The sequence below is a fragment of the Thiolinea disciformis DSM 14473 genome, assembly GCF_000371925.1.
GTDB lineage: Bacteria > Pseudomonadota > Gammaproteobacteria > Thiotrichales > Thiotrichaceae > Thiolinea > Thiolinea disciformis.
On sequence record NZ_AQVE01000003.1, the window covers coordinates 49,546 to 69,296 of the forward strand.

The following is a 19,751-nucleotide window of genomic DNA, read 5'->3' on the forward strand; positions in this document are numbered from 1 at the left end:
AACTTAGTAACTGGTGCCCATAGGCAGAGTCGAACTGCCGACCTCATCCTTACCAAGGATGCGCTCTACCACCTGAGCTATATGGGCTTAAACTTTTTAAATAAACCCAGCCTTTTATATATACGAGTGGAGCGGGTGATGGGAATCGAACCCACACCATCAGCTTGGAAGGCTGAGGTTCTACCATTGAACTACACCCGCTTAAACCTCAGGCAATTAGCGCTATGCGCACGCCACGATTCAAGGAATGGTGGAGGGGGAAGGATTCGAACCTTCGAAGGCAGAGCCAACAAATTTACAGTCTGTCCCCTTTGACCGCTCGGGAACCCCTCCGACTGGAAAGGCGTGCATTTTGATTTAAGCGCCACCTAAAGTCAACGGTTTAAACAAGATTTTTTACGAAAAACTACTTCCCAAATGGACCTTTATTACTATCTATTTTATAGATCAAGTCAAAGCTTTGGTCTTCAGCACCACTGGCAGCTTCCAACCGTAAGCGTTTATTGAATTCATAAGTTACTGCTGCTTTTTGCAAAGAATCAAATAAGCCCACCATGTATTTGACGTAAAGTTTAGGACCTAAGCGCTTGCCTAAAGCCAACTCACTTTGCTTATAGTCGCCATTATTCGCTTTTATATTAACATCATCAAGACCTAATTTACTGCCAATGCCCTGAGCCAAGGTCTCACCACCCGATACGCCAAGTGCTGTAACGGCTTTCATCAATAACTCAGATTGATTTCCGGAGGAAACTCCCGACAAAGCACGCCCTGTTACCAGATAGCTTAAGGTATCGCTTTGACTTTGTGAGGGATTGGAGAATAACACCGATTCAGGCTGTTGAATCGTCCCCCCCAATGTTAAACCGACGGTCAAGTTTTCGTCTTCAATTTTACGCGTAGCCCGCACATCCAGACCCGGATTATCCAAAGGCCCATTAAAGATTACGCGCCCACGTTCAATTTTCAAATCTTGACCATAGGAGTTATAAACGCCCTCGACGACGTTCAAAGAGCCTTCGCCGACAATATCCTGCTTATTCATTAATAAGCGCATACGTCCTGCTAAACGCGCATCCAAGCCAAAGGCATTGAGACGCACTTTTTCTCCTAATTCGACAATGACCTCAGGTCGAATTTCAATCCCTGAATCCTTACTATTTAATCCACCTGTACCCAGTTTACCTTTCGCTTCTCCATCGATAGGCTGGCCTTTGCGCACAATAACGATGTCGTCTGAGCGTTTTTTGGCATTGGTGGGCAATTGGCGCAAATTGATGCTGCCTTCAGGAATTTTGACTGTACCTGTAATATCGACTACTTTAGGCGTTGCGAGAATACGCAAATCGGGAGAAGCCTGCGCTTGCACCTCGTAGGTATTCATTAGCAATAAATGATTACCTTGTAAACGTACATCCGCCTGCCAATTGGGTAACTGTGCTAAATCCAAAAAACCTGTGGCATTAAGTAAGCCATCACCCGCACGCAAAGAGCCTTTTAGGTTTAGACGCTTGCCTTGTGGTACGACCGCTAAATTAACCGCCTCAAAACGCGCACCGGTTTCAGGCAAATACAACGAAGCATCCTTCAAGTTCGCCTGACCCATAATCTGTGGATTATTGAGCGTACCATTCACACGCACATCAGCCGTGATCTGCCCTTTTAAATCATCGACTTGCGGCGATAATTGTTCTAGCCACTTAATATCGGGAATATTTAAGGTCAGTTGCCCATCGACACGAGCAGGCTGATTACCCTGCGCCAAGTTCATACGGCCATTAGCACGCAACTGCCCTCGCCCAACAATATCCAATTGCGCATCTAATACGGCAGTCTGGTCATTTAGCTGCACATTGGCACGCGCATTGGTGTAATTCAGCACTTCAAGGCGACCATTACTGCCTAAGGTTACTGTGCTATCAGGGAATTGTAGATCAGCACGTCCACTTAAACGCCCACCCCGCTGGCTGACTTGATAGGTCCCATTGACCACACCTGCCACTTGTACGTTAGATGGTATAAACGGCTTAGCCATATTTAGCGGCACTTGCTGCAAACTACCATTCGCTTGCAATCCAGCTTGAGCTGACCAATCGGTTTTAGCGCAGAGACGTGCATTTTGCTGATTAGCTAAACACGCTTCGGAACTATTGAAAGTATTAGGCGAGAGGCTAAGAGTAATGGGATTAGTCAGCTGCCAATTACCGGCTGGAGTATCCCGCAAGGACAAAGACTGTAATGAGCCACGCCATAATTGCCCTTGCAGACTGCCCGTGGCGCGCAAATCCGCTTTACCTTCTTTGTGGGTCAAACCTAAGTTCAAACTATGATTTTGCAAGCTGCCCTGCACTACAAAATCCAGCGCATTTAATAGATTACTACCCTGTTGCAGATTGGAGGCGGTGCCACGCAAATCATATTGCCCTGCATTTTGCCGTGCTTGTACATCTAACTTCCCTAAGCGCAAGTCTTGGTATGCTAGATTCGCCCCCTGCAAATGCCCTTGCACATCAGGTTGCGATAAAATGCCGCGCACCACACCCTCACCTTGTAAACTCCCTGCCAGTCCTGGCCAAGCTTGAGCTAAATTCGGGGCATTAATGCGCCACGTTAAATTAAAAGGCTCGCTTGCTTGCCCACTGGCCTCAAGACGATTATCCCCTGCCATGACTGACAAGTTTTGCACATTAATTTTTTGACCCGCTACTTGAATCGTCCCTGTTGCACTAAGTGGCCGCCCCTCAATTTGTCCATTTATACGCGCAATAGCCAGTTCAAAATTTTTCCCATCAATCGTGCCATTAAAGCGACCATTACCTTGTAGGCTGCCACGTAGAGAGGGATAGAGTTGAGTGAAATTACGCGCATCAACATCCCAATCTACACCTACCGTTTGACCGGCATTACCATTCAAGCGAATGCGATTCTGGCCCACATCAACGATCAAATTCTGGGCTGAAATTTGTTTATCACGTAATTTTACTTGCCCTGTAGCGGCCAGTGGATAACCTTGCACCTGCCCAGCTAAGTCATTAATGCGCAGCGCAACACGTGAACCATCCAAGACACCTTGTGCATTACCAGAACCTTTCACACTGCCTTGCAATTGAGGGTCAATTTCACTCAAATTCTTCGCATCGATCACCCAATCAATGCCTTTAGCCTCATCGGCAACCCCATTCAATTGCAGGGTATTGCTACCAAAATTCACTAATAGATTTTTCGCACTCAGCAATTGATCACGCAAGCGCAGCTCACCTTGTGCTGACAGCGCATGACCTTGCAAACTGCCACTTAAAGTATCAATCCTTAAAGCGCCACGCGAGCCATCAACTAAACCTTGTGCATTACCCGAGCCTTTTAAGCTACCTTTTAGCTGTGGGGTAAGCTCACTCAGATTTTTCGCATCTATGACCCAATCAACACCCTTCGCCTCATCTGCTACACCGTTAAGCTGTACGAAATTACTCCCCACATTAAGCTTTAGGTCTTTAGCGCTAATAACCTGATCGCGCAAACGTAGCTCACCCTGAGCTGACAAGCTGCGTCCCTGCAAACTACCCGCTAATTCGGCGATTTTTAAATTAACCCGTGAGCCATCCAACAATAATTGTGCATTCCCAGTGCCCACTAATTTGCCACGCACTTGAGGATTGACTTGGCTTAAATTACGAGCATCTAGCTTCCAGTCTAAACCTTTAGCTTCATCGGCCACGCCATCTAATTGAATACGATTATCGCCCAAACTTAATTGCAGTTGCTTGGCAGAAATAACTTTGTCGCGTAGGCGCACTTCACCGGTACCGCTAAGTGCTTGACCTTTAAATTTTCCCTCTAATTGCTCAATTTTGAGAGCAACACGTGAACCATCCAGCAAACCTTGCGCATTTCCAGAGCCTTTGAGATGGCCTGTTAAACCTGCTTGCAATTGACTTAAATTCTTCGCATCAAGCTGCCAGTTGATACCCTGCTTTTCATCCGCCACGCCGTTGAGTTGTATACGGTTATCGCCAATATCCACCTGCAGGTCTTGTGTGGACAGTAATTTATCCGCTAAACGCACTTGCCCTGTTGCTTTGATAGGATAACCTTGCACTGCGCCTTGTAGCTCTTTTATTTGTAAGGCTAAGCGTGAGCCATCCATTAAACCCTGTGCATTGCCCGCGCCTTTCAAATTACCTTTTAATTCCGGCGCCAATTGGCTAAGATTTTTCGCCTCTAAAACCCAATTAATCCCTTGGCTTTCATCCGCAACACCATCCAATTGAATACGGTTATCGCCCACATTGACTTGCAAAGCCTGTGTACTTAGCACGTTGTCTTTAAGGCTTAATCCACCTTGCGCCAGAACAGGATAGTTCTGAACTTTACCTGTTAGCTCAGTAATAGACAGCGCAAACTGTGAGCCATCAATCTTACCCGATAGCTTACCTCTGCCTGCCAACTGTCCTTTTAGTTCTGGTGCTAACTCTGCAAGCTTGGGCGCATCCAATTCCCAGTTAACACTTAAATCCTGCTCCACCGAGCCAGTCGCTTTTAAACGATTCGAACCGATCAAGGCATCCAAAGCTTTTACCACCAAGGCTTGATTGGCTAAATCACCTTCAAAACTAGCCTTAATCGGATGGTCATGTACTTGGCCTGATACATCGGTAATGTGGAGATGAACGACGGGACCAGAAGGTTCTAAACGACCTTGAGTGATTAGCTCTGTATTAAGTAAGCCGATAGCTTCGGGACTAAAAATTTCAGGTTTAAGATTTTGGCCTTTAGCCTGAATATCCCACGCAAGTGTAGGAGTCCACGCTAAAGTGCCACTAGCATCAATATTGCCGGCTGCACCCAATAAATTAACACTATCCAAGGCAATTTTATCAAAGTCACCTTTACCCTTCGCTTGAATTTGATAGAGCGGATAAGTCGGATACTGCCAATCGCCCTTTACCTCAACTTGATAATGAGGCAACTCGCCATTGGCATTTAGGGCTAATGCCCCCGTGCCAATACCTGCATTAATAGATTTAGCACTACCACTTAAACTAAAAGGATGGGGCTGAGTAAGCTTCATTTCGCCATTAAAGGATAACTTCAGATTGCCGCCCGTATCCACAAGCTCACCTGACAGTTCACTCAGCTTTAATGTCCCATTTTCATGAACAGCATTAAGGAGTACATCTTTGAAATGTAAGGTCAAATCCTGCTTCACAATAATCAGCTCCTTAACCTTAGCTTGTTGCACCGCCAAGTTAGGGATATGAATATCGGGAATAACCAAAGGCCCATCATTACCTTGGGGCAGATTGATCGTTAATTGCTCGATTTCGAGATTTTTGACCGTAAAATGCGCAGGCCAGCGTTTTTCAATATTGGCTTTAACATTGACCTGATTGGCCGCGACTTTAATGCCCTTGTCTTTATCTTCCCAAACAAAGCCTTGCGCTTGAATGGAATCTAGCAAACTACCTTGTACGCCCTCAACCGTTAAGCCGGGCACCACACGCTCAGCGGTTCGCACAATGAGACCGCTGCCCGTTTGTGTCACAGATAAAACGACTATCCCCCCTGCCAATAGCAAGAACACCACGACTAGCGCAATCAGCGGGTGAACAATCAGATACCTGAACCACTTGTTCACAGATCAGGTCCCAAACTAAAATAGAAATGTACATCGCTTGTATCATCCTTCGGCACAGCAAAATCAACCCGAATCGGCCCAATCGGGGATTTATAACGAGCGCCTACTCCAGCACCCACTTTCATATTAACATTACCCCAGCTATCAAAAGCATCGCCTGCATCCACAAAGGCAGCCACGCTTATCTTTTCCGCTACAGGGTACTCATATTCTAAACTGGTGGTTAAGGTATTTCTGCCACCAACTACTAAACCTTTATCATCAGTTGTGCCAATGGTCTCAAAATCATAGCCACGCACGGAATTTTGCCCACCGGCGAAAAAGCGCAATGATTTAGGCACATTCGTGATGTCATCAACCTTACTTGCTCCTATGCCACCTTGAGCGATCACCTTAGAACCATTATCAAAAGTCGTTAAATAACGAAGATTGGCTGTCCCTTGCAAAATGGTCAGATCACTCAACAAAGCATCATGTGAGCCTTTAATTTCTGCCTGAGCACGCCACCCTTGTGTAGGGAATAAAGAATCGTTCGATTCAGTTTTACTGACACGGGCACCAAACAAGGTTAATAAGGAAGAAATGGCCGGCTCACCCTCCACCTTAGTACGTTCATTCAGCAGATTAACATAAGCTGTTTGTTGCCAGTTGGCTTTATTACGACGGTTATAGCTCAATTCTAAATTGAACTTATCGCTTTGAATATCCTTATTGTCACTGGTAGCCCAGCCACCCGAGACACTAGCATATTCATGCTCCGGCTTCCAAAGCGGAACTTTATACGTTGCCCGCACATTTTTATCATTCTGCGAAAAACGAAAACCGGTATCCAGCTTATGGCCTTTGCTATTCAACCAGCGCGTTTCCATCGTACCCTCTAAACGTGCGCCTGAGCCAGTCGCATAACCAAAGGTCGCGGTATAGGAATAACGTTTATTGCGAATCGCATTGATTTCTAGGGGAACTTGATTACCTTTTGCATCACGGTAATTCGTATTAATACGCACGTCACTATAATAACCGCTATTTTCTAGCAAACGCTGTTGGGTGAGTAGTACATCAGAATCATAAGGCTCACCTTGGTGCACACGCAGATAATGCGCTAGGTTTTCCTCATCTAAAATATCTTGCGTAACCTTCACTTCGCCAACTTGATAACGCTGACCCGTCTCAAAATGCAAATTAATGACAGCTTCACGCGTATCGGGATCAACCCTAATTTCACGCTGCACGAAGTTCGCATCAAAAAAACCTAAACGACTGGCAGTACGTGATAAGTTAGTTTTTAAGTCCTCGTATTTCTGTGAGACCAACACTTCATTAGGCTCATAAGGATTTTCCGCCACAAGCTTACTGAATAAGGGTAATTTGCTGCCTTCCCCCGTCAATTTGATATTTGACTCTTTGACTAGCACCGGTAAGCCAGAATCAACTTGTACATTCAATACCCAACACCCTGACTGTTGAGCGGGCTGCATGTCTAGCTTCGCTGAAAAATAGCCCATAGCCTCGACACCCTTGACCATTTTACCTTGCGAGGCATCAACAAAACGTTGCATCCGATCAGCACTCGAATTGCAACTTAAGCCGCGCATCGAGGGTAAATAGGCTTTAATGTTTTCAGCAAGCTCGTCTGAAGCGCCCTGTACATTGACCTTGATGGGCGACTCCGCTTCTTGTTGATTCTCTTTTTTCTTCGAGAAAAAGGCCGCCGCTGCATTCGAAGAAACACTTAAACTTAACAAGCCACCCAAACAACACCAAACCGCGCGCTTAAGCTCCATGGAGACACCCTTTTATTGCTCGAACACCCATTCCAGCAACATGTTCTGCACAGCTTGTCCATACGCGCCCGATTGACTGCCATTAAAGATAATTACTATCTGCATACGTTTACCGCTGCGGGTGAGTAAATATCCAGCAAGCCCAGAAACACCATCGATAGTTCCCGTTTTAAATCGACCACGCCCTTGTAACTCACTGTGTCGAAAACGTCCTGCTAAAGTACCATCCTGCCCTAAAAGGGGTAAAGAATTCAATAACTCAGGCATATAAGGGTCGCGCCAGATAACCTGTAATAATTGCCCTAATTGGCGCGCTGTAACGCGCTCCGCCCGTGACAAGCCTGAACCATTATCAATAATAATGCCATCGGTGGAAATACCTTGCTGCTTTAAAACATACAGCACCGCCGCACGACCTTTATCCAAAGTCGCTTTTCCACCAAATAATTTTGCCCCCATCGTGAGTAATAATTGTCGGGTCATGACATTATTACTCCACTTATTAATAAGGCGCACTTGCTCTGCTAAAGGCGAAGACACATGCACATGCAGACGCCTATCACCACTTTTTACAGCATCTAATTTATAAGAGCCCGTTAAAGTACCGCCCAATTGCGTCCAAAAATCAGCAAAGGCTTGATACACCAACTCTTCCGGAGTCGACAACACCATGGTTGTACTTTGTGAGGCGCATGAAATCGCATAATTACCGCGCGCGATAATGGTTCCACTAGAGGTTCGCGATACAATAGGACGTGCATTGCCGCGTGAACAATCACCTTCCACTAATTTCAATTGATTATCCACCGTAACACCGCGTGGCGCAGGGAAGATGGCTAGATCAACTTTGCCTGCCGCTGGGTTGGCGTTATAAACAATACGGCTAGCTTGGAAATTGAACATAGCCGCTGAAGGTGGTGCATTATAAACGCGCTCAGGCTGACCATCGAAAGCGGCGGGATCAATTGCTGGAATATCGAAGAAACTATTATCAATAATAATATCACCGCGAATTTCCCTTAAGCCTTTTAGGCGCAAATCATGCACAAACTGCCAAAAAGACTCATACACTAAAAAAGGATCGCCATAACCTTTAATGATTAAATCACCATTTAGCACACCATCGTGAATCTCACCCCTTGCCCAAGCCTCAGTACTCCAAGTCCAAGCAGGACCCAAAGTTTTAATCGCACTCCAAGTCGTGAGCAACTTCATTACGGAGGCGGGACTAGAAACTAGATCCGCATTATGTAACAACAACGGTGCATCGGCATTTACGTCTTGCACAAAAACCCTTAAGGCATCCGCAGGGACATTTTTTTGCTTCAGATAGTCCGCAATGCTCGCGGGCAAATCCTGCGTTTGCTGTTGGCGAATGACGGGTTGTTCTGCGGGCGGCAAGGAAGGCTGCACCACACCTGCCGTAATTAATAAATTAGCATCGCTGTGCGAAGACCATGAGAGGATTCCACCGAGTAACAGCAGCGTATAAAGTGTCTTAAACATTGTTTTTAAAATAAATTCCAACAAGCCAACTAAAAACCCATAGGATATGCTTAGGAGAGATCATTTAGTCTCAATACTTCAATCCCATGGGTTGTATACTGCCAATGCACATCAAAATCGTATAACTTCATTGCATAGCGTCGTGTATCTAGCCCGTCGTGTGCACGATAAGCTGGGCGCGGGTCTTGCGCTAATATTTGGCGAATCAGTAAGTTTATATCACAATTCCACTGCGCACTTTTTTGTGTGCAGTCCATGCGCGCCTGCTCCGAAAAAACTACCGGATACTCGGGTGGCGCCTGTTGCGCAAAACCAGCCAGAGCTGCAGGAATCGCATCAGCATAAGGTATATAAGGCTTAATATCCAATACTGGCGTTCCATCCAGCAAATCCATCCCCGACAAGCCTAACACTACTTGTGCGCCTACTAGCTGAATCTGCTCTAATTTCACTACCGATAATCCCAAGGCATTTGGGCGAAACGTAGAACGCGTCGCAAACACCCCCACACGTTTGTTGCCACCCAAACGCGGGGGACGCACGGTCATATGCCACCCTTGAGCTTCGGTAGTATGAAATAAGAAAATTAACCAGACATGACTAAAGGCTTCCAAACCTCTTACCGCATCAAGGGTAAAGGGCGGCTCCAGCCATAAGCTAGCTCGAGCTTCTGTCACTAAGTTTGGCTGACGCGGAATACCAAATTTTTCGCGGTAGCAGGATTGGATACAACCAATCGGTTTAAGGGTTACTTCCATGACAAAATAAAAAACGCTCGGCTGAGCGAGCGTTTTATAAAACGTTTATTGAGAGCGCAACTCACTTGCTGGCCATTAAATCTTTATATTTGAGCATTAATTGGTCTTTGTTTTCAACATGCTCAGGGTCTTTGGGGATACAATCCACTGGACATACTGAAACACATTGCGGCTCATCGTAATGCCCCACACATTCGGTACAACGCTTAGGGTCGATGACATAAATTTCATCCCCCGGAGAAATCGCATTATTGGGGCATTCTGGTTCACAGACATCGCAGTTAATGCATTCGTCAGTTATCATCAACGCCATAGAATAAGGCTCCTAGTAATTAAAGTGCAGCGATTCTAGCAAGGCTTCTCGACAAATAACATTAACCAGAATCAATCCGGCACATCAACGCCTTCGTTAATTAACTTGAGCCGCTCTTGTAGTGCTTTGAGTACATTCGGCGTCACGAAACGTGAAATATCCCCATTCAGTTTGGCGACTTCCTTGACTAAGGTTGAGGACACAAAAGAGAATTTTTCACCGGGCATTAAAAACACCGACTCCACCTCAGGGGCTAAGGTACGATTCATGCTAGCCAATTGAAATTCAAATTCAAAATCAGCAACGGCGCGCATTCCACGAATCAGGATTTGTGCATTACATTTGCGTGCAAACTCAACCAATAAACTCTCAAAACCAATAACTTCAACACGCTCAGTCAAATTATGATTCATAATTTCGTGTTGAATCAAAGCGACTCGCTCTTCTAATGTAAAAAAAGGGCGTTTTTTGGGATTAGCAGCGACACCTACAATCACTTTATCACACAGGTGTTGTGAACGTTTGATCAAGTCCAGATGACCATTGGTTAAAGGGTCAAAAGTTCCCGGATATACTGCGATTAATCCCATCCCACACCGCCAATCACGTTAAAGAATTTGGGTTAAGACTGTAACATGCTCTTTTTAAAGGTTCTAGCCCATTCTTGTGCATTGCACAAGAATGGGCGACAAAGTCTAATTTCTGCATTCACGAAGAAAGAATGCTTATAGACCTTTGCGGCTGGGTCTTAATTCGCCTCCCGCATAATCGTAACGCTTTACCTCGGCTGAAGGCGTTTCCATCTGGTATTGATTGACGCGAAATGAACTGCCACCTCGCAGCATGACAATATTGCGATCCTTCATCCTGAGCTGCAAAGTGGCGCCTCTGACCGTGCTCACGGTGTCATCGCTATAAATCGCATCGCCGCGTTTTAAAATTCGCATTTCATCGCCACTACGCATGGCGGTTACTTTGCCACGTTTAGATAGCACAGCGCCGATTTGAATCGCTTCCGTTTTTTGTTGTCCCATAAACCAACTCCTTTTGTTAATGGTCCATTCGTTACTAAGCATAGAACAAAGCAGTTCATCTGCTTACGGTTTCTACGCATCTGCTTAGGAAAATCTAAGTTCCTACTGAATTAAGGCAATAGAGCCTCACCGCGCCATAAATCTTCAAGGGTCTCACGCTGGCGCACTAAATACATTTGCTCACCATCCACCATGATCTCAGCCACGCGGGGGCGTGAATTATAATTAGAGGCCATACTAAACCCATAGGCTCCCGCCGAACGGACTGCCAATAAATCACCGGATTGAATGGCTAAATGGCGATCTTTACCGAGAAAATCTCCCGTTTCACAAATAGGCCCCACTACATCGTAAGTGGCTAAACCCAGATTATCATGGGGTATGACCGGAATAATTTGTTGCCACGCGGAATACAAAGAAGGACGAATAAGGTCATTCATTGCCGCATCGACAATCGCAAAGTTTTTGTGTTCACTCGGTTTTAAATACTCGACTTTCGTTAATAAAATACCACCATTTGCCGCAATTGCACGCCCCGGCTCTACTAAAATTTCATATTTCTTCAAGCGCGGATTGGCTAAAACTTTTTGTAGATAATCGGCAGGTTCTGGTGGTGATTCTTCATTATAGCGCACTCCCAAACCACCGCCTAAATCCAAATGCTGAATATCAATCCCTCGTTCAGCCAAGCGATCAGATAACTGTAATAGGCGTTCCAAAGTATCCATGAAGGGTTCCAGATTCAATAGTTGTGAACCAATATGACAATCAATGCCATGCACAGCAATATTCGGTAAAGCCGCCGCCCGTAAATAAACCTGCTCCGCTTGTTCAATGGCAATACCAAATTTATTTTCTTTTAAGCCGGTGGAAATATAAGGATGCGTTTGGGCATCCACATCAGGATTTACCCGCAATGAAATCGGCGCTATTTTGCCTAGAGCCTGAGCAATTTCTTGAATACGCTCCAATTCTGCTTCTGATTCGACATTAAAACAACGAATGCCGATGGTGAGAGCGTGGCTAATTTCATCGCTTGTTTTCCCTACGCCCGAAAATACAATTTTCTTAGGATCACCACCTGCTTTTAATACACGTTCTAATTCACCACGTGACACAATGTCAAAACCAGAACCAAGACGCGCAAATAAATTTAATAACGCTAAGTTTGAATTGGCCTTGACGGCATAACATACTAAATGGGGATGTGAACCAAAGACCGAATTAAAAGCATGCCAATGGCGTTCCAAGGTGGCGCGTGAATACACATAACAAGGCGTACCAAATTCACGAGCGACTGCCGTCAGGGGAACAGATTCGGCGTATAATTCGCCATCACGATAATTAAAATAATCCATTAAGGTTTGCGCTCTTGTTTGGGTGGAGAATCCGGTTTCGGCAAATACAAAGGCCCTTTACTACCACAAGCCGTTACCACTAGGCTGAGTATCATAACAAGGCCAAGCTTTTCGATGAAGCCTCGCATCACTCAGCTCTTAAAATCGAAGCGCATTGATAAATCAATAGCTTGTACATGTTTGGTGATTTGCCCCACTGAAATAAAATTCACACCTGTTTCAGCAATAGCTTTCACAGTGGTTAAATTCACACCGCCAGAAGCCTCCAAAGGGATTTTGCCTTGATTAAGCTGCACCGCTTGGCGCATCAAATCCAAACTATAGTCATCCAACATAATAATATCGGCGCGTGCAGCGCTAGCCTCAGCAAATTCGTCTAAATTTTCGGTTTCCACTTCCACCAATAAATGCGGATAAAGGCTGCGCGCTTGTTGTACTGCTGCTGTAATCGAGCCTGCTGAAACAATATGATTTTCTTTAATTAAGACACGATCATATAAACCAATACGATGATTAACACCACCGCCACAGAGTACGGCATATTTCTGTGCCAGACGTAGACCGGGTAAGGTTTTGCGGGTGTCTAGAATCTTACAAGGGGTATGAGCGATTAAATCTACATAGCGGCGCGTACTGCTAGCAGTACCGGATAAGGTTTGGACAAAATTTAGTGCACTACGCTCAGCCGTTAACAACGAGCGTGCTGAACCTTGTAACTCGCAAATAACAGCGTTCGCGGCAATGGCATCACCATCTTTAAAATGCCACTTTACACTGATGCGCCCATCCACTTGCTGGCACACAGCATTAAACCAAGCAACCCCACATAAAACTGCAGCTTCACGGCACAATACATAAGCATGGGCTTGGGTTTCAGCAGCAATTAGGCTTGCGGTAACATCACCCGTACCGACATCTTCTGCTAAGGCATTGGCTGCGGACGCAGCAATTTGTTCAGGACTAATAGAGAGCAGCATAGAGCGCACGACCTACAATAAAAAACGGGAAATGCTTATTTAGCATCTCCCGTCACAAAAGCCCAGACTCCTGATCATCTGGATTCGACTTATCGATCCTAAATGCGTGTAATACCTAGCATTTTTAAGATCGACTTTTCGTAAAATGGCTCGGAACTTCCTTTCTTCATCTTACGAATGAAATACTTTTCAAACGCAACCTTCGCCATGTGTACCCATTTACCTTTCTTAAACCAAGCAACATTGCGTGGCGGTAATTGAGGTAGGGCTACGAAAGCAGCGCCAGTATCACCAAAATCAGCCAAACAGATCGTGTTCCAAGTACCTGTAGTATGTGGCTGCTTACCGGCTAACTCGTCTGCTATATTATGTACCGCAGAAGTGACCATAGACTCAATCATATAACCGGTTTTCGGTGCGCCTGTGGGGACGGGCGTTGTTTCGACGGGTGGAATCGCAATACAAACGCCAGCAGAATAAATATTTTTGAATTTAGGACTACGGTGTAATTCGTCGACAATCACGAAACCACGTGGATTACAAAGTCCTTCGACCGCCGCTACTGCATCAACCCCTTTAAAGGAAGGCAACATCATCGCCAAGTCAAAGCTGATCTCGTGACTTTTCTTAACTGTACCACCTTCAGCGTTGTACTCATCGACAAACATTTTGCCCGCTTCAACTTTGGTAGTCTTAGCATTAATAATCCAATCGATATGATGGTTGCGTAGCTCACTTTCCAACATCCCTTTGGAGTCACCCACACCACCTAAGCCTAAATGGCCCACATAAGGCTCTGAAGACACATAAGTCATTTTATATTTATGACGCATTTTGCGTTTACGCAAGTCCGCATCAACAATAAAGGCAAACTCATAAGCTGGACCAAAGCAACTGGCAAAGGGCATCGCCCCAACAACGATATGACCACTGCCTTTTTCCAGTAACTTTTGATAATCCGCCCATAATTTTTCGGCATGATCCACAGAACAAACCGAATGTGTATGACCACCATGTGGCCCTGCACCCTCGACTTCTTCAAAAAATAACTTTGGACCTGTGGTAATCATCAAATAGTCATATTGCACGGTTTTACCATTATCCAGCTCTAATTGATTGTTTTCTGGATCAAGTTTGGTGCAGCGTGCTGTAATAAAATTGATATTTTTGCGATTTAGATAAGGCTCAATGGGGAAAGTAATATCGGCTCGATTGCGCCAGCCGACAGCCACCCAAGGGTTGGAAGGAACAAACTGAAAATAATCCCGTTCATTGATAACAGTAATGGTGTGCTGGCTATCCAACGCATCCCGAAACTCATAAGCAGCGGGCATACCGCCCGTGCCAGCGCCTAATACTACAATATGTGCCATCTTTAACTCCTCGTAATCCAAGAATTACACGCAAACGCGCGTAGGCTCCTTCTCCAACCATCCGTCTCAGCTTTTTTATTAAGCTCGGATGACAGCATAAATAAAATTGACCGTCAACCGCACTATCCCTTAAAACCCTATACCCGTTGTTGATTTAGCGTGTTATGTTCAAGCATTTTGACAATACTCAAATTGGACTATGAATACTGAGGCATCTCTACCTCTTCAGTTCTATCTGGTTGGCGGTGCGGTGCGCGACCGCCTCATGGGCATTACGGCCAAAGATCGCGATTGGGTGGTCACAGGCGCGACACCCGACATCATGCTACAACTAGGCTATCAAGCGGTGGGCAAAGATTTTCCCGTGTTCCTACATCCCGTCACACACGAGGAATATGCCCTTGCTAGAACCGAGCGCAAAGTCGCACGGGGTTATCATGGCTTTGAAACCTGTAGTGATGCCACTGTAACCCTAAAAGACGATTTACAGCGGCGTGATTTAACGATTAATGCGCTTGCTGAAGACCAAAATGGGCAAGTGATTGATTATTATGGCGGTTTGAATGATTTAAAACATCGTATCCTGCGTCATGTTTCGCCTGCGTTTGCCGAAGACCCTGTGCGTATCTTGCGTGTGGCGCGCTTTATGGCACGTTATCGAGGACAAGGTTTTCAGATCGCACCCGAAACCCTAGACCTAATGCGCGAGTTAGTAACCACTGGCGAGGTGGATAGTTTAGTCGCAGAGCGCGTCTGGCAGGAATTAGTTAAAGCACTGCAGGAACCCCAGCCTGAAGCTTTTTTCCAAACCTTAGAAGCGTGTTATGCACTGGCTGTTTTATTTCCTGAGTTGGCCGCTCTCACCACAACGCAACGACAAACCGCCTTAGAAGCCTTACAACGGGCAGTACAACTTAGTATAAAACCCGAAATTCGTTGGGCAGCTTTAGTGCAGTGCTTGAGTGTAAATGCCATTGAGGCGCTTAGTGGGCGTTATCGTAGTCCAAATAGCTTTCGTGAATTGGCCTTATTGGCGGCACAATTTACGCCACAGCTTCACTCTCACTTAAGCCAAACTCCTGAACAACAATTAGCCTTATTGGAACAAACCGACGCTTTTCGTAAACCTGATCGCCTAAAAGATTTGCTAAAAGTGGCACACGCTAGCGACTTGAGCCTTGTAATCAATCAAACTTGGCCAAGCGCAGCGCATATTTTAAAGCAATTGGATTTATGCCAACAAATTGATATACAAAATATTTTACAACAAGGCTTTAAAGGCGAGGCTATTAAACAGGAAATCCGCCGCCAACGTTTAGCTTTGCTGGCGGCAGGCAATTATCACTAACAACTACGTTTATTCACCCAGCACAGTGCCATCACGGCGTGGATCAGCGCCGCCTTGAATCCCTTCTGCGGTATAAACAATACCATGCAGGCCAGAATTCATATTGGTCACATTAACCTTATAGCCTAGCGCTTCTAAGCCCGCTTTCATATCAACGGCCGAAGTCTTCTCTTCCACATCATAATCACCAAAACGATTGGCTAAATGCGGCATCGCTATGGCTTGCTGTACATCCATGCCCCAATCCAGATGCGCAATAATCGCTTGGGCGGTGTAGTTAATAATGCGACTTCCCCCGGGAGAACCAATCGCCATATAGGGATTGCCATTTTTAAAGATAATAGTGGGTGACATAGAAGAACGTGGACGTTTGCCCGGTTCGATACGATTGGCAACGGGCGCTCCATTTTCTTCGGGCTTGAAAGAGAAATCCGTTAGCTCGTTGTTCAATAAAAAGCCGCGTGTCCATAAACGTGAGCCAAAGCCATTTTCAATGGTGGTTGTCATAGAAACGATATTACCTTGGGCATCGGCCACCACAAAGTGACTCGTGGATGGTAGTTCCAAAGGTTCATCATCTGCCCATGCCGCTGCCGCATTCGGCGTTGGATTACCAGGTTCGGTTTTTTCCAAACGCTTACCGTCTTGGAGCAATTTTGCACGCTCTGCTAAATACGCTTCATTGATCAATGCTTGGGTCGGTACGGGTACAAAATCACTATCTGCAATATAACGGCCGCGATCCGCAAAGGCTAAACGTGAGGCATCACCAATCAGTCGCCAACTTTCTGGATTATTCGGGCCGAGTCCTTTTAAATCAAAGGGGCGGAGTAAACCCAAAATCTGCCCTACCGTAATACCGCCAGAAGTGGGTGGCCCCATACCACAAACATCATGTGCACGATAAGGCACACACACCGTTTCACGCATGGCTACCCGATAACGCTTGAAATCAGCCATGGATAAAGTGCCCGGACTCACTGGCGACTGGGTAACGGTATCAACAATCGCTTGTCCTAACTCACCGCCATAAAAAGCTTGTACACCTTTTTCAGCGAATAATTTCAAAGTTTTGGCATATTCTGGATTATCGCGCTTAAAGCCAGCCGGTAATGGTGCTCCCTCTTTAGTAAAGAAATAATCCCTTGTGCCCGCAAACTGCTTTAAACCCTCAGCATTTTCGGCAACTTGCTGAGCCATATGATCAGTAACAGTAAAACCATTTTCCGCCAAAACAATCGCGGATTGAAATAAAGAAGGCCAAGGCTTGCTACCAAACGTACTGTGCATGGCACCCAATAAAGCTGGTGTCCCCGGTGTGCCCACGGATTTACCACCAATCACCGCATCCAAAAATTTTAAAGGTTCGCCTTTATCATCCAAGAACATCGTGGGCGTTGCCCCCATCGGCGCTGTTTCACGCCCATCTAGGGCATATAATTTTTTTTGTTTATTATCCCAAACCATAGCAATCGCACCGCCGCCTAAGCCCGAGGACTGTGGTTCGACTAAACCTAAGACTAATTGCACTGCAATTGCAGCATCTACCGCATTACCACCCGCTTGTAAGACTTCAAAACCAGCTTGTGTGGCATAGGGATTAGCCGTTGCCAACATGAATTTGGAAGCTTTGACCAGTGATTTTTGCTGATTAGTGTCAGCCACTTGGGGCGCAATCACATCGCTAGTTTGTAAAGCAAAAGCAGTGGGCACTACACCCCATAAAGCACAACATAGACCCAAAGACAAACGACTTAAGCGAGGCAGCTTAAGCGAAGGACGCTTCAACCGGTGTTGTTTGGACATAAAGACTCTCCTCTGAAAACTGAGCCAATGCTGAATTGCAGTTTGGCTTACTCAGGTTAGAGCATAACGCATTAAAAATCACCAAAGCGCTTTCAGTTAATACTAAACAGGTTCTATTACTTATAGGTAAAAGTCACCTCTTGATAAGTGTGCATAAAGCCCGCATATTGTGAACATGGGCAAGTTGATATGAATGGAATACGATGAACAAGCAAGCAATCTTCTCCATTGGACAAGTTATTCACCATCGCTTATTTGACTATCGCGGTGTGATTTTCGATGTAGATGCTGAATTTAAGGGCAGTGAAGAGTGGTATGAAAAACATACTAAGACAGGCGCTCTACCACGTGATGAACCTTGGTATCACGTACTCATTGATGAAGATGGGCGCGTGGCCTATGTTGCACAGCGCAATTTAGAGTCTGACAATTCCGACGATCCTGTCGACCATCCTCTCTTAGATAACTTTTTCGTCGGCTATCAAGATGGTCATTATCAATCCCGTCACAGTATTAATTAATCCTAATGGATTTAGCTGCCCTTGAGTCATCGCGTTATTTAGCAGCGTTTTTAGTTGGTTTATTAGGCGGTGTTCATTGCTTAGGCATGTGCGGCGGTATTGTGAGCGCCCTAGGTTTTAGCCAAAAACAACACCCAAAGCAGACCAGCGCTCAGCAGTTCTCTTTGCAATTATCTTATAACCTTGGGCGTATTCTTAGTTATGTGGTCGCAGGTGCACTGGCTGGTGGTTTAGGGGCAGCAACCTTATCACTCGCCAACCTACAGCAAGCCCAAGTGCTACTGCAAACTATTGCTGCTTTATTCATGATCGCCTTAGGCTTATACCTTGGTGGCTTTTGGCATGGGATTGGCTATGTGGAAAAAGCGGGCATAGGGTTTTGGAAAAAAATTGAACCCTTGGGCCGCCGCTTTATGCCGGTTCAGACTATAAGCCAAGCTTTGCCATTCGGCATGGTTTGGGGTTGGCTACCGTGTGGCCTAGTCTACAGTATTTTGATTTGGGGCTTATCCGCAGGAAGCGCTTTAGAAGGTGCTTTACTCATGCTGGCTTTTGGCTTGGGCACTTTGCCCAATCTTCTAATTATGGGCGCATTGGCTCAACAAGTTACACGTTGGACACGCAAGCTCTGGGTCAAACGTGCAGCTGGGCTAGTCGTTATTGGGTTTGGCTGGTTGATGCTGTGGCGGGTTTGGCAGGCACTGGCGCCTCCGCCTTAGTACTTAACCAATTGTCGGCCAACCATAAACGTAAGCGTAAGCCCCAACTCGAGCTAAAACCCACTTCGTGAAAACGAATCCGCCCTTGTCCATCTAAAATATAAGTCGTTGGCAACACTGATACCCCATAGGAACGTGCCAACTCCCCTTTAGGATCATGCACGGTTGTCCACTGCTTAATACCTTGTTTTTCCATGTACTTGCTGACATCCGCTTCACTGGCATCATCATAAGCAATCGTAATTACCGGCCAGTGCTCCACTACCTTACTGATACCGCCTTGCTCCATTTCGCAGATAGCGCACCAAGTAGCCCAAAAATGCAGCATCACCGGTTTATCGCGATAATTGGCTAGACTAATAATTTTATTATCTAGCGTTTTTTGACTGAAATCGGGAGCTACCCCGTCGACTAGGTTTTGTTGTTGCCAAGCGCGAATCCCCCAGATTACCCCTACTACAATGGCCAGCTCCACGATCCATACCCAACGACGTTTTTTCCTAGTTCCCTCTACTTGCCCCATTGTCGATTTATCTTCCTGATTAATAATTGGGAAAAGCCCTATCAAGCCAAAGGGCAGCAAGCCTGTAAGCTGCCGCCCTTAGCATAGTTTATGTAA

16 protein-coding genes and 3 tRNA genes are annotated in these 19,751 nt (G+C 45.7%); 3 read left to right on the forward strand and 16 right to left on the reverse strand.

Annotation, left to right across the window (positions count from 1 at the left end; all coding sequences use genetic code 11):
• Positions 1-11: 11 nt before the first annotated feature.
• From A3IE_RS0103135 to A3IE_RS0103200, 14 genes are all read right to left on the reverse strand, one after another.
• A tRNA-Thr gene (locus tag A3IE_RS0103135) sits at positions 12-87 on the reverse strand.
• 40 nt (positions 88-127) lie between these two features.
• Positions 128-201 (reverse strand) — tRNA-Gly (locus tag A3IE_RS0103140).
• A gap of 47 nt (positions 202-248) precedes the next feature.
• Positions 249-333 (reverse strand) — tRNA-Tyr (locus A3IE_RS0103145).
• A gap of 73 nt (positions 334-406) precedes the next feature.
• A complete protein-coding gene (locus tag A3IE_RS0103150; RefSeq protein WP_026154752.1) occupies positions 407-5,635 on the reverse strand; it encodes a translocation/assembly module TamB domain-containing protein in 5,229 nt (1,742 codons plus the stop codon).
• Positions 5,632-7,419, reverse strand: a complete 1,788-nt coding sequence (locus A3IE_RS0103155) for an autotransporter assembly complex protein TamA (RefSeq protein ID WP_020394132.1) — start codon at positions 7,417-7,419, stop codon at positions 5,632-5,634. Before A3IE_RS0103155 ends, A3IE_RS0103150 begins: the two co-directional genes overlap by 4 nt.
• A gap of 12 nt (positions 7,420-7,431) precedes the next feature.
• Positions 7,432-8,925, reverse strand: a complete 1,494-nt coding sequence (gene dacB / locus A3IE_RS0103160; protein WP_020394133.1) for a D-alanyl-D-alanine carboxypeptidase/D-alanyl-D-alanine endopeptidase — start codon at positions 8,923-8,925, stop codon at positions 7,432-7,434.
• Positions 8,926-8,975: 50 nt separating this feature from the next.
• On the reverse strand, positions 8,976-9,683 hold the full coding sequence (gene tsaA / locus A3IE_RS0103165) for a tRNA (N6-threonylcarbamoyladenosine(37)-N6)-methyltransferase TrmO (protein WP_020394134.1): 708 nt from the start codon (positions 9,681-9,683) through the stop codon (positions 8,976-8,978).
• Between the two features lie 61 nt (positions 9,684-9,744).
• A complete protein-coding gene (locus A3IE_RS0103170) occupies positions 9,745-9,996 on the reverse strand; it encodes a YfhL family 4Fe-4S dicluster ferredoxin (protein WP_020394135.1) in 252 nt (83 codons plus the stop codon).
• A gap of 71 nt (positions 9,997-10,067) precedes the next feature.
• Positions 10,068-10,586, reverse strand: a complete 519-nt coding sequence (gene coaD / locus A3IE_RS0103175; RefSeq protein WP_020394136.1) for a pantetheine-phosphate adenylyltransferase — start codon at positions 10,584-10,586, stop codon at positions 10,068-10,070.
• A gap of 135 nt (positions 10,587-10,721) precedes the next feature.
• Positions 10,722-11,030, reverse strand: a complete 309-nt coding sequence (locus A3IE_RS0103180) for a FecR family protein (protein WP_020394137.1) — start codon at positions 11,028-11,030, stop codon at positions 10,722-10,724.
• 110 nt (positions 11,031-11,140) lie between these two features.
• Positions 11,141-12,388: a diaminopimelate decarboxylase gene (gene lysA / locus A3IE_RS0103185; protein ID WP_020394138.1), complete on the reverse strand. Its 1,248-nt coding sequence runs from the start codon at positions 12,386-12,388 to the stop codon at positions 11,141-11,143.
• On the reverse strand, positions 12,388-12,516 hold the full coding sequence (gene lptM, locus A3IE_RS22405) for an LPS translocon maturation chaperone LptM (protein ID WP_020394139.1): 129 nt from the start codon (positions 12,514-12,516) through the stop codon (positions 12,388-12,390). Before lptM ends, lysA begins: the two co-directional genes overlap by 1 nt.
• 3 nt (positions 12,517-12,519) lie before the next feature.
• Positions 12,520-13,365 carry a carboxylating nicotinate-nucleotide diphosphorylase gene (gene nadC, locus A3IE_RS0103195; protein ID WP_020394140.1) on the reverse strand — a complete coding sequence of 282 codons (846 nt, stop codon included), beginning with the start codon at positions 13,363-13,365 and terminating at the stop codon, positions 12,520-12,522.
• A 98-nt stretch (positions 13,366-13,463) separates the two neighbouring features.
• The gene (locus A3IE_RS0103200; protein ID WP_020394141.1) at positions 13,464-14,738 is read right to left on the reverse strand and encodes an NAD(P)/FAD-dependent oxidoreductase; all 1,275 of its coding nucleotides are present in this window, start codon (positions 14,736-14,738) and stop codon (positions 13,464-13,466) included.
• A 199-nt stretch (positions 14,739-14,937) separates the two neighbouring features.
• Here A3IE_RS0103200 and A3IE_RS0103205 point away from each other — a divergent pair, with 199 nt between their 5' ends.
• Positions 14,938-16,086, forward strand: a complete 1,149-nt coding sequence (locus A3IE_RS0103205) for a tRNA nucleotidyltransferase/poly(A) polymerase-related protein (protein ID WP_020394142.1) — start codon at positions 14,938-14,940, stop codon at positions 16,084-16,086.
• A gap of 9 nt (positions 16,087-16,095) precedes the next feature.
• Here the strand turns inward: A3IE_RS0103205 and ggt are convergent, their stop codons facing one another.
• Positions 16,096-17,892, reverse strand: a complete 1,797-nt coding sequence (gene ggt, locus A3IE_RS0103210; RefSeq protein WP_020394143.1) for a gamma-glutamyltransferase — start codon at positions 17,890-17,892, stop codon at positions 16,096-16,098.
• A gap of 203 nt (positions 17,893-18,095) precedes the next feature.
• Between ggt and hspQ the strand changes: the two genes are divergently transcribed.
• Entirely contained in the window at positions 18,096-18,413 is a 318-nt protein-coding gene (hspQ, locus tag A3IE_RS0103215) for a heat shock protein HspQ (RefSeq protein ID WP_020394144.1), read from the forward strand.
• 5 nt (positions 18,414-18,418) lie between these two features.
• Positions 18,419-19,132 (forward strand): sulfite exporter TauE/SafE family protein, encoded by a 714-nt coding sequence (locus A3IE_RS0103220; RefSeq protein WP_020394145.1) that lies wholly within the window; start codon positions 18,419-18,421, stop codon positions 19,130-19,132.
• On the opposite strand, the gene A3IE_RS0103225 is transcribed toward A3IE_RS0103220, so the two are convergent.
• Positions 19,071-19,655, reverse strand: coding sequence for a redoxin domain-containing protein (locus tag A3IE_RS0103225; protein ID WP_020394146.1), 585 nt, complete (start codon positions 19,653-19,655; stop codon positions 19,071-19,073). The genes A3IE_RS0103220 and A3IE_RS0103225 overlap by 62 nt on opposite strands.
• Between the last annotated feature and the right edge of the window lie 96 nt (positions 19,656-19,751).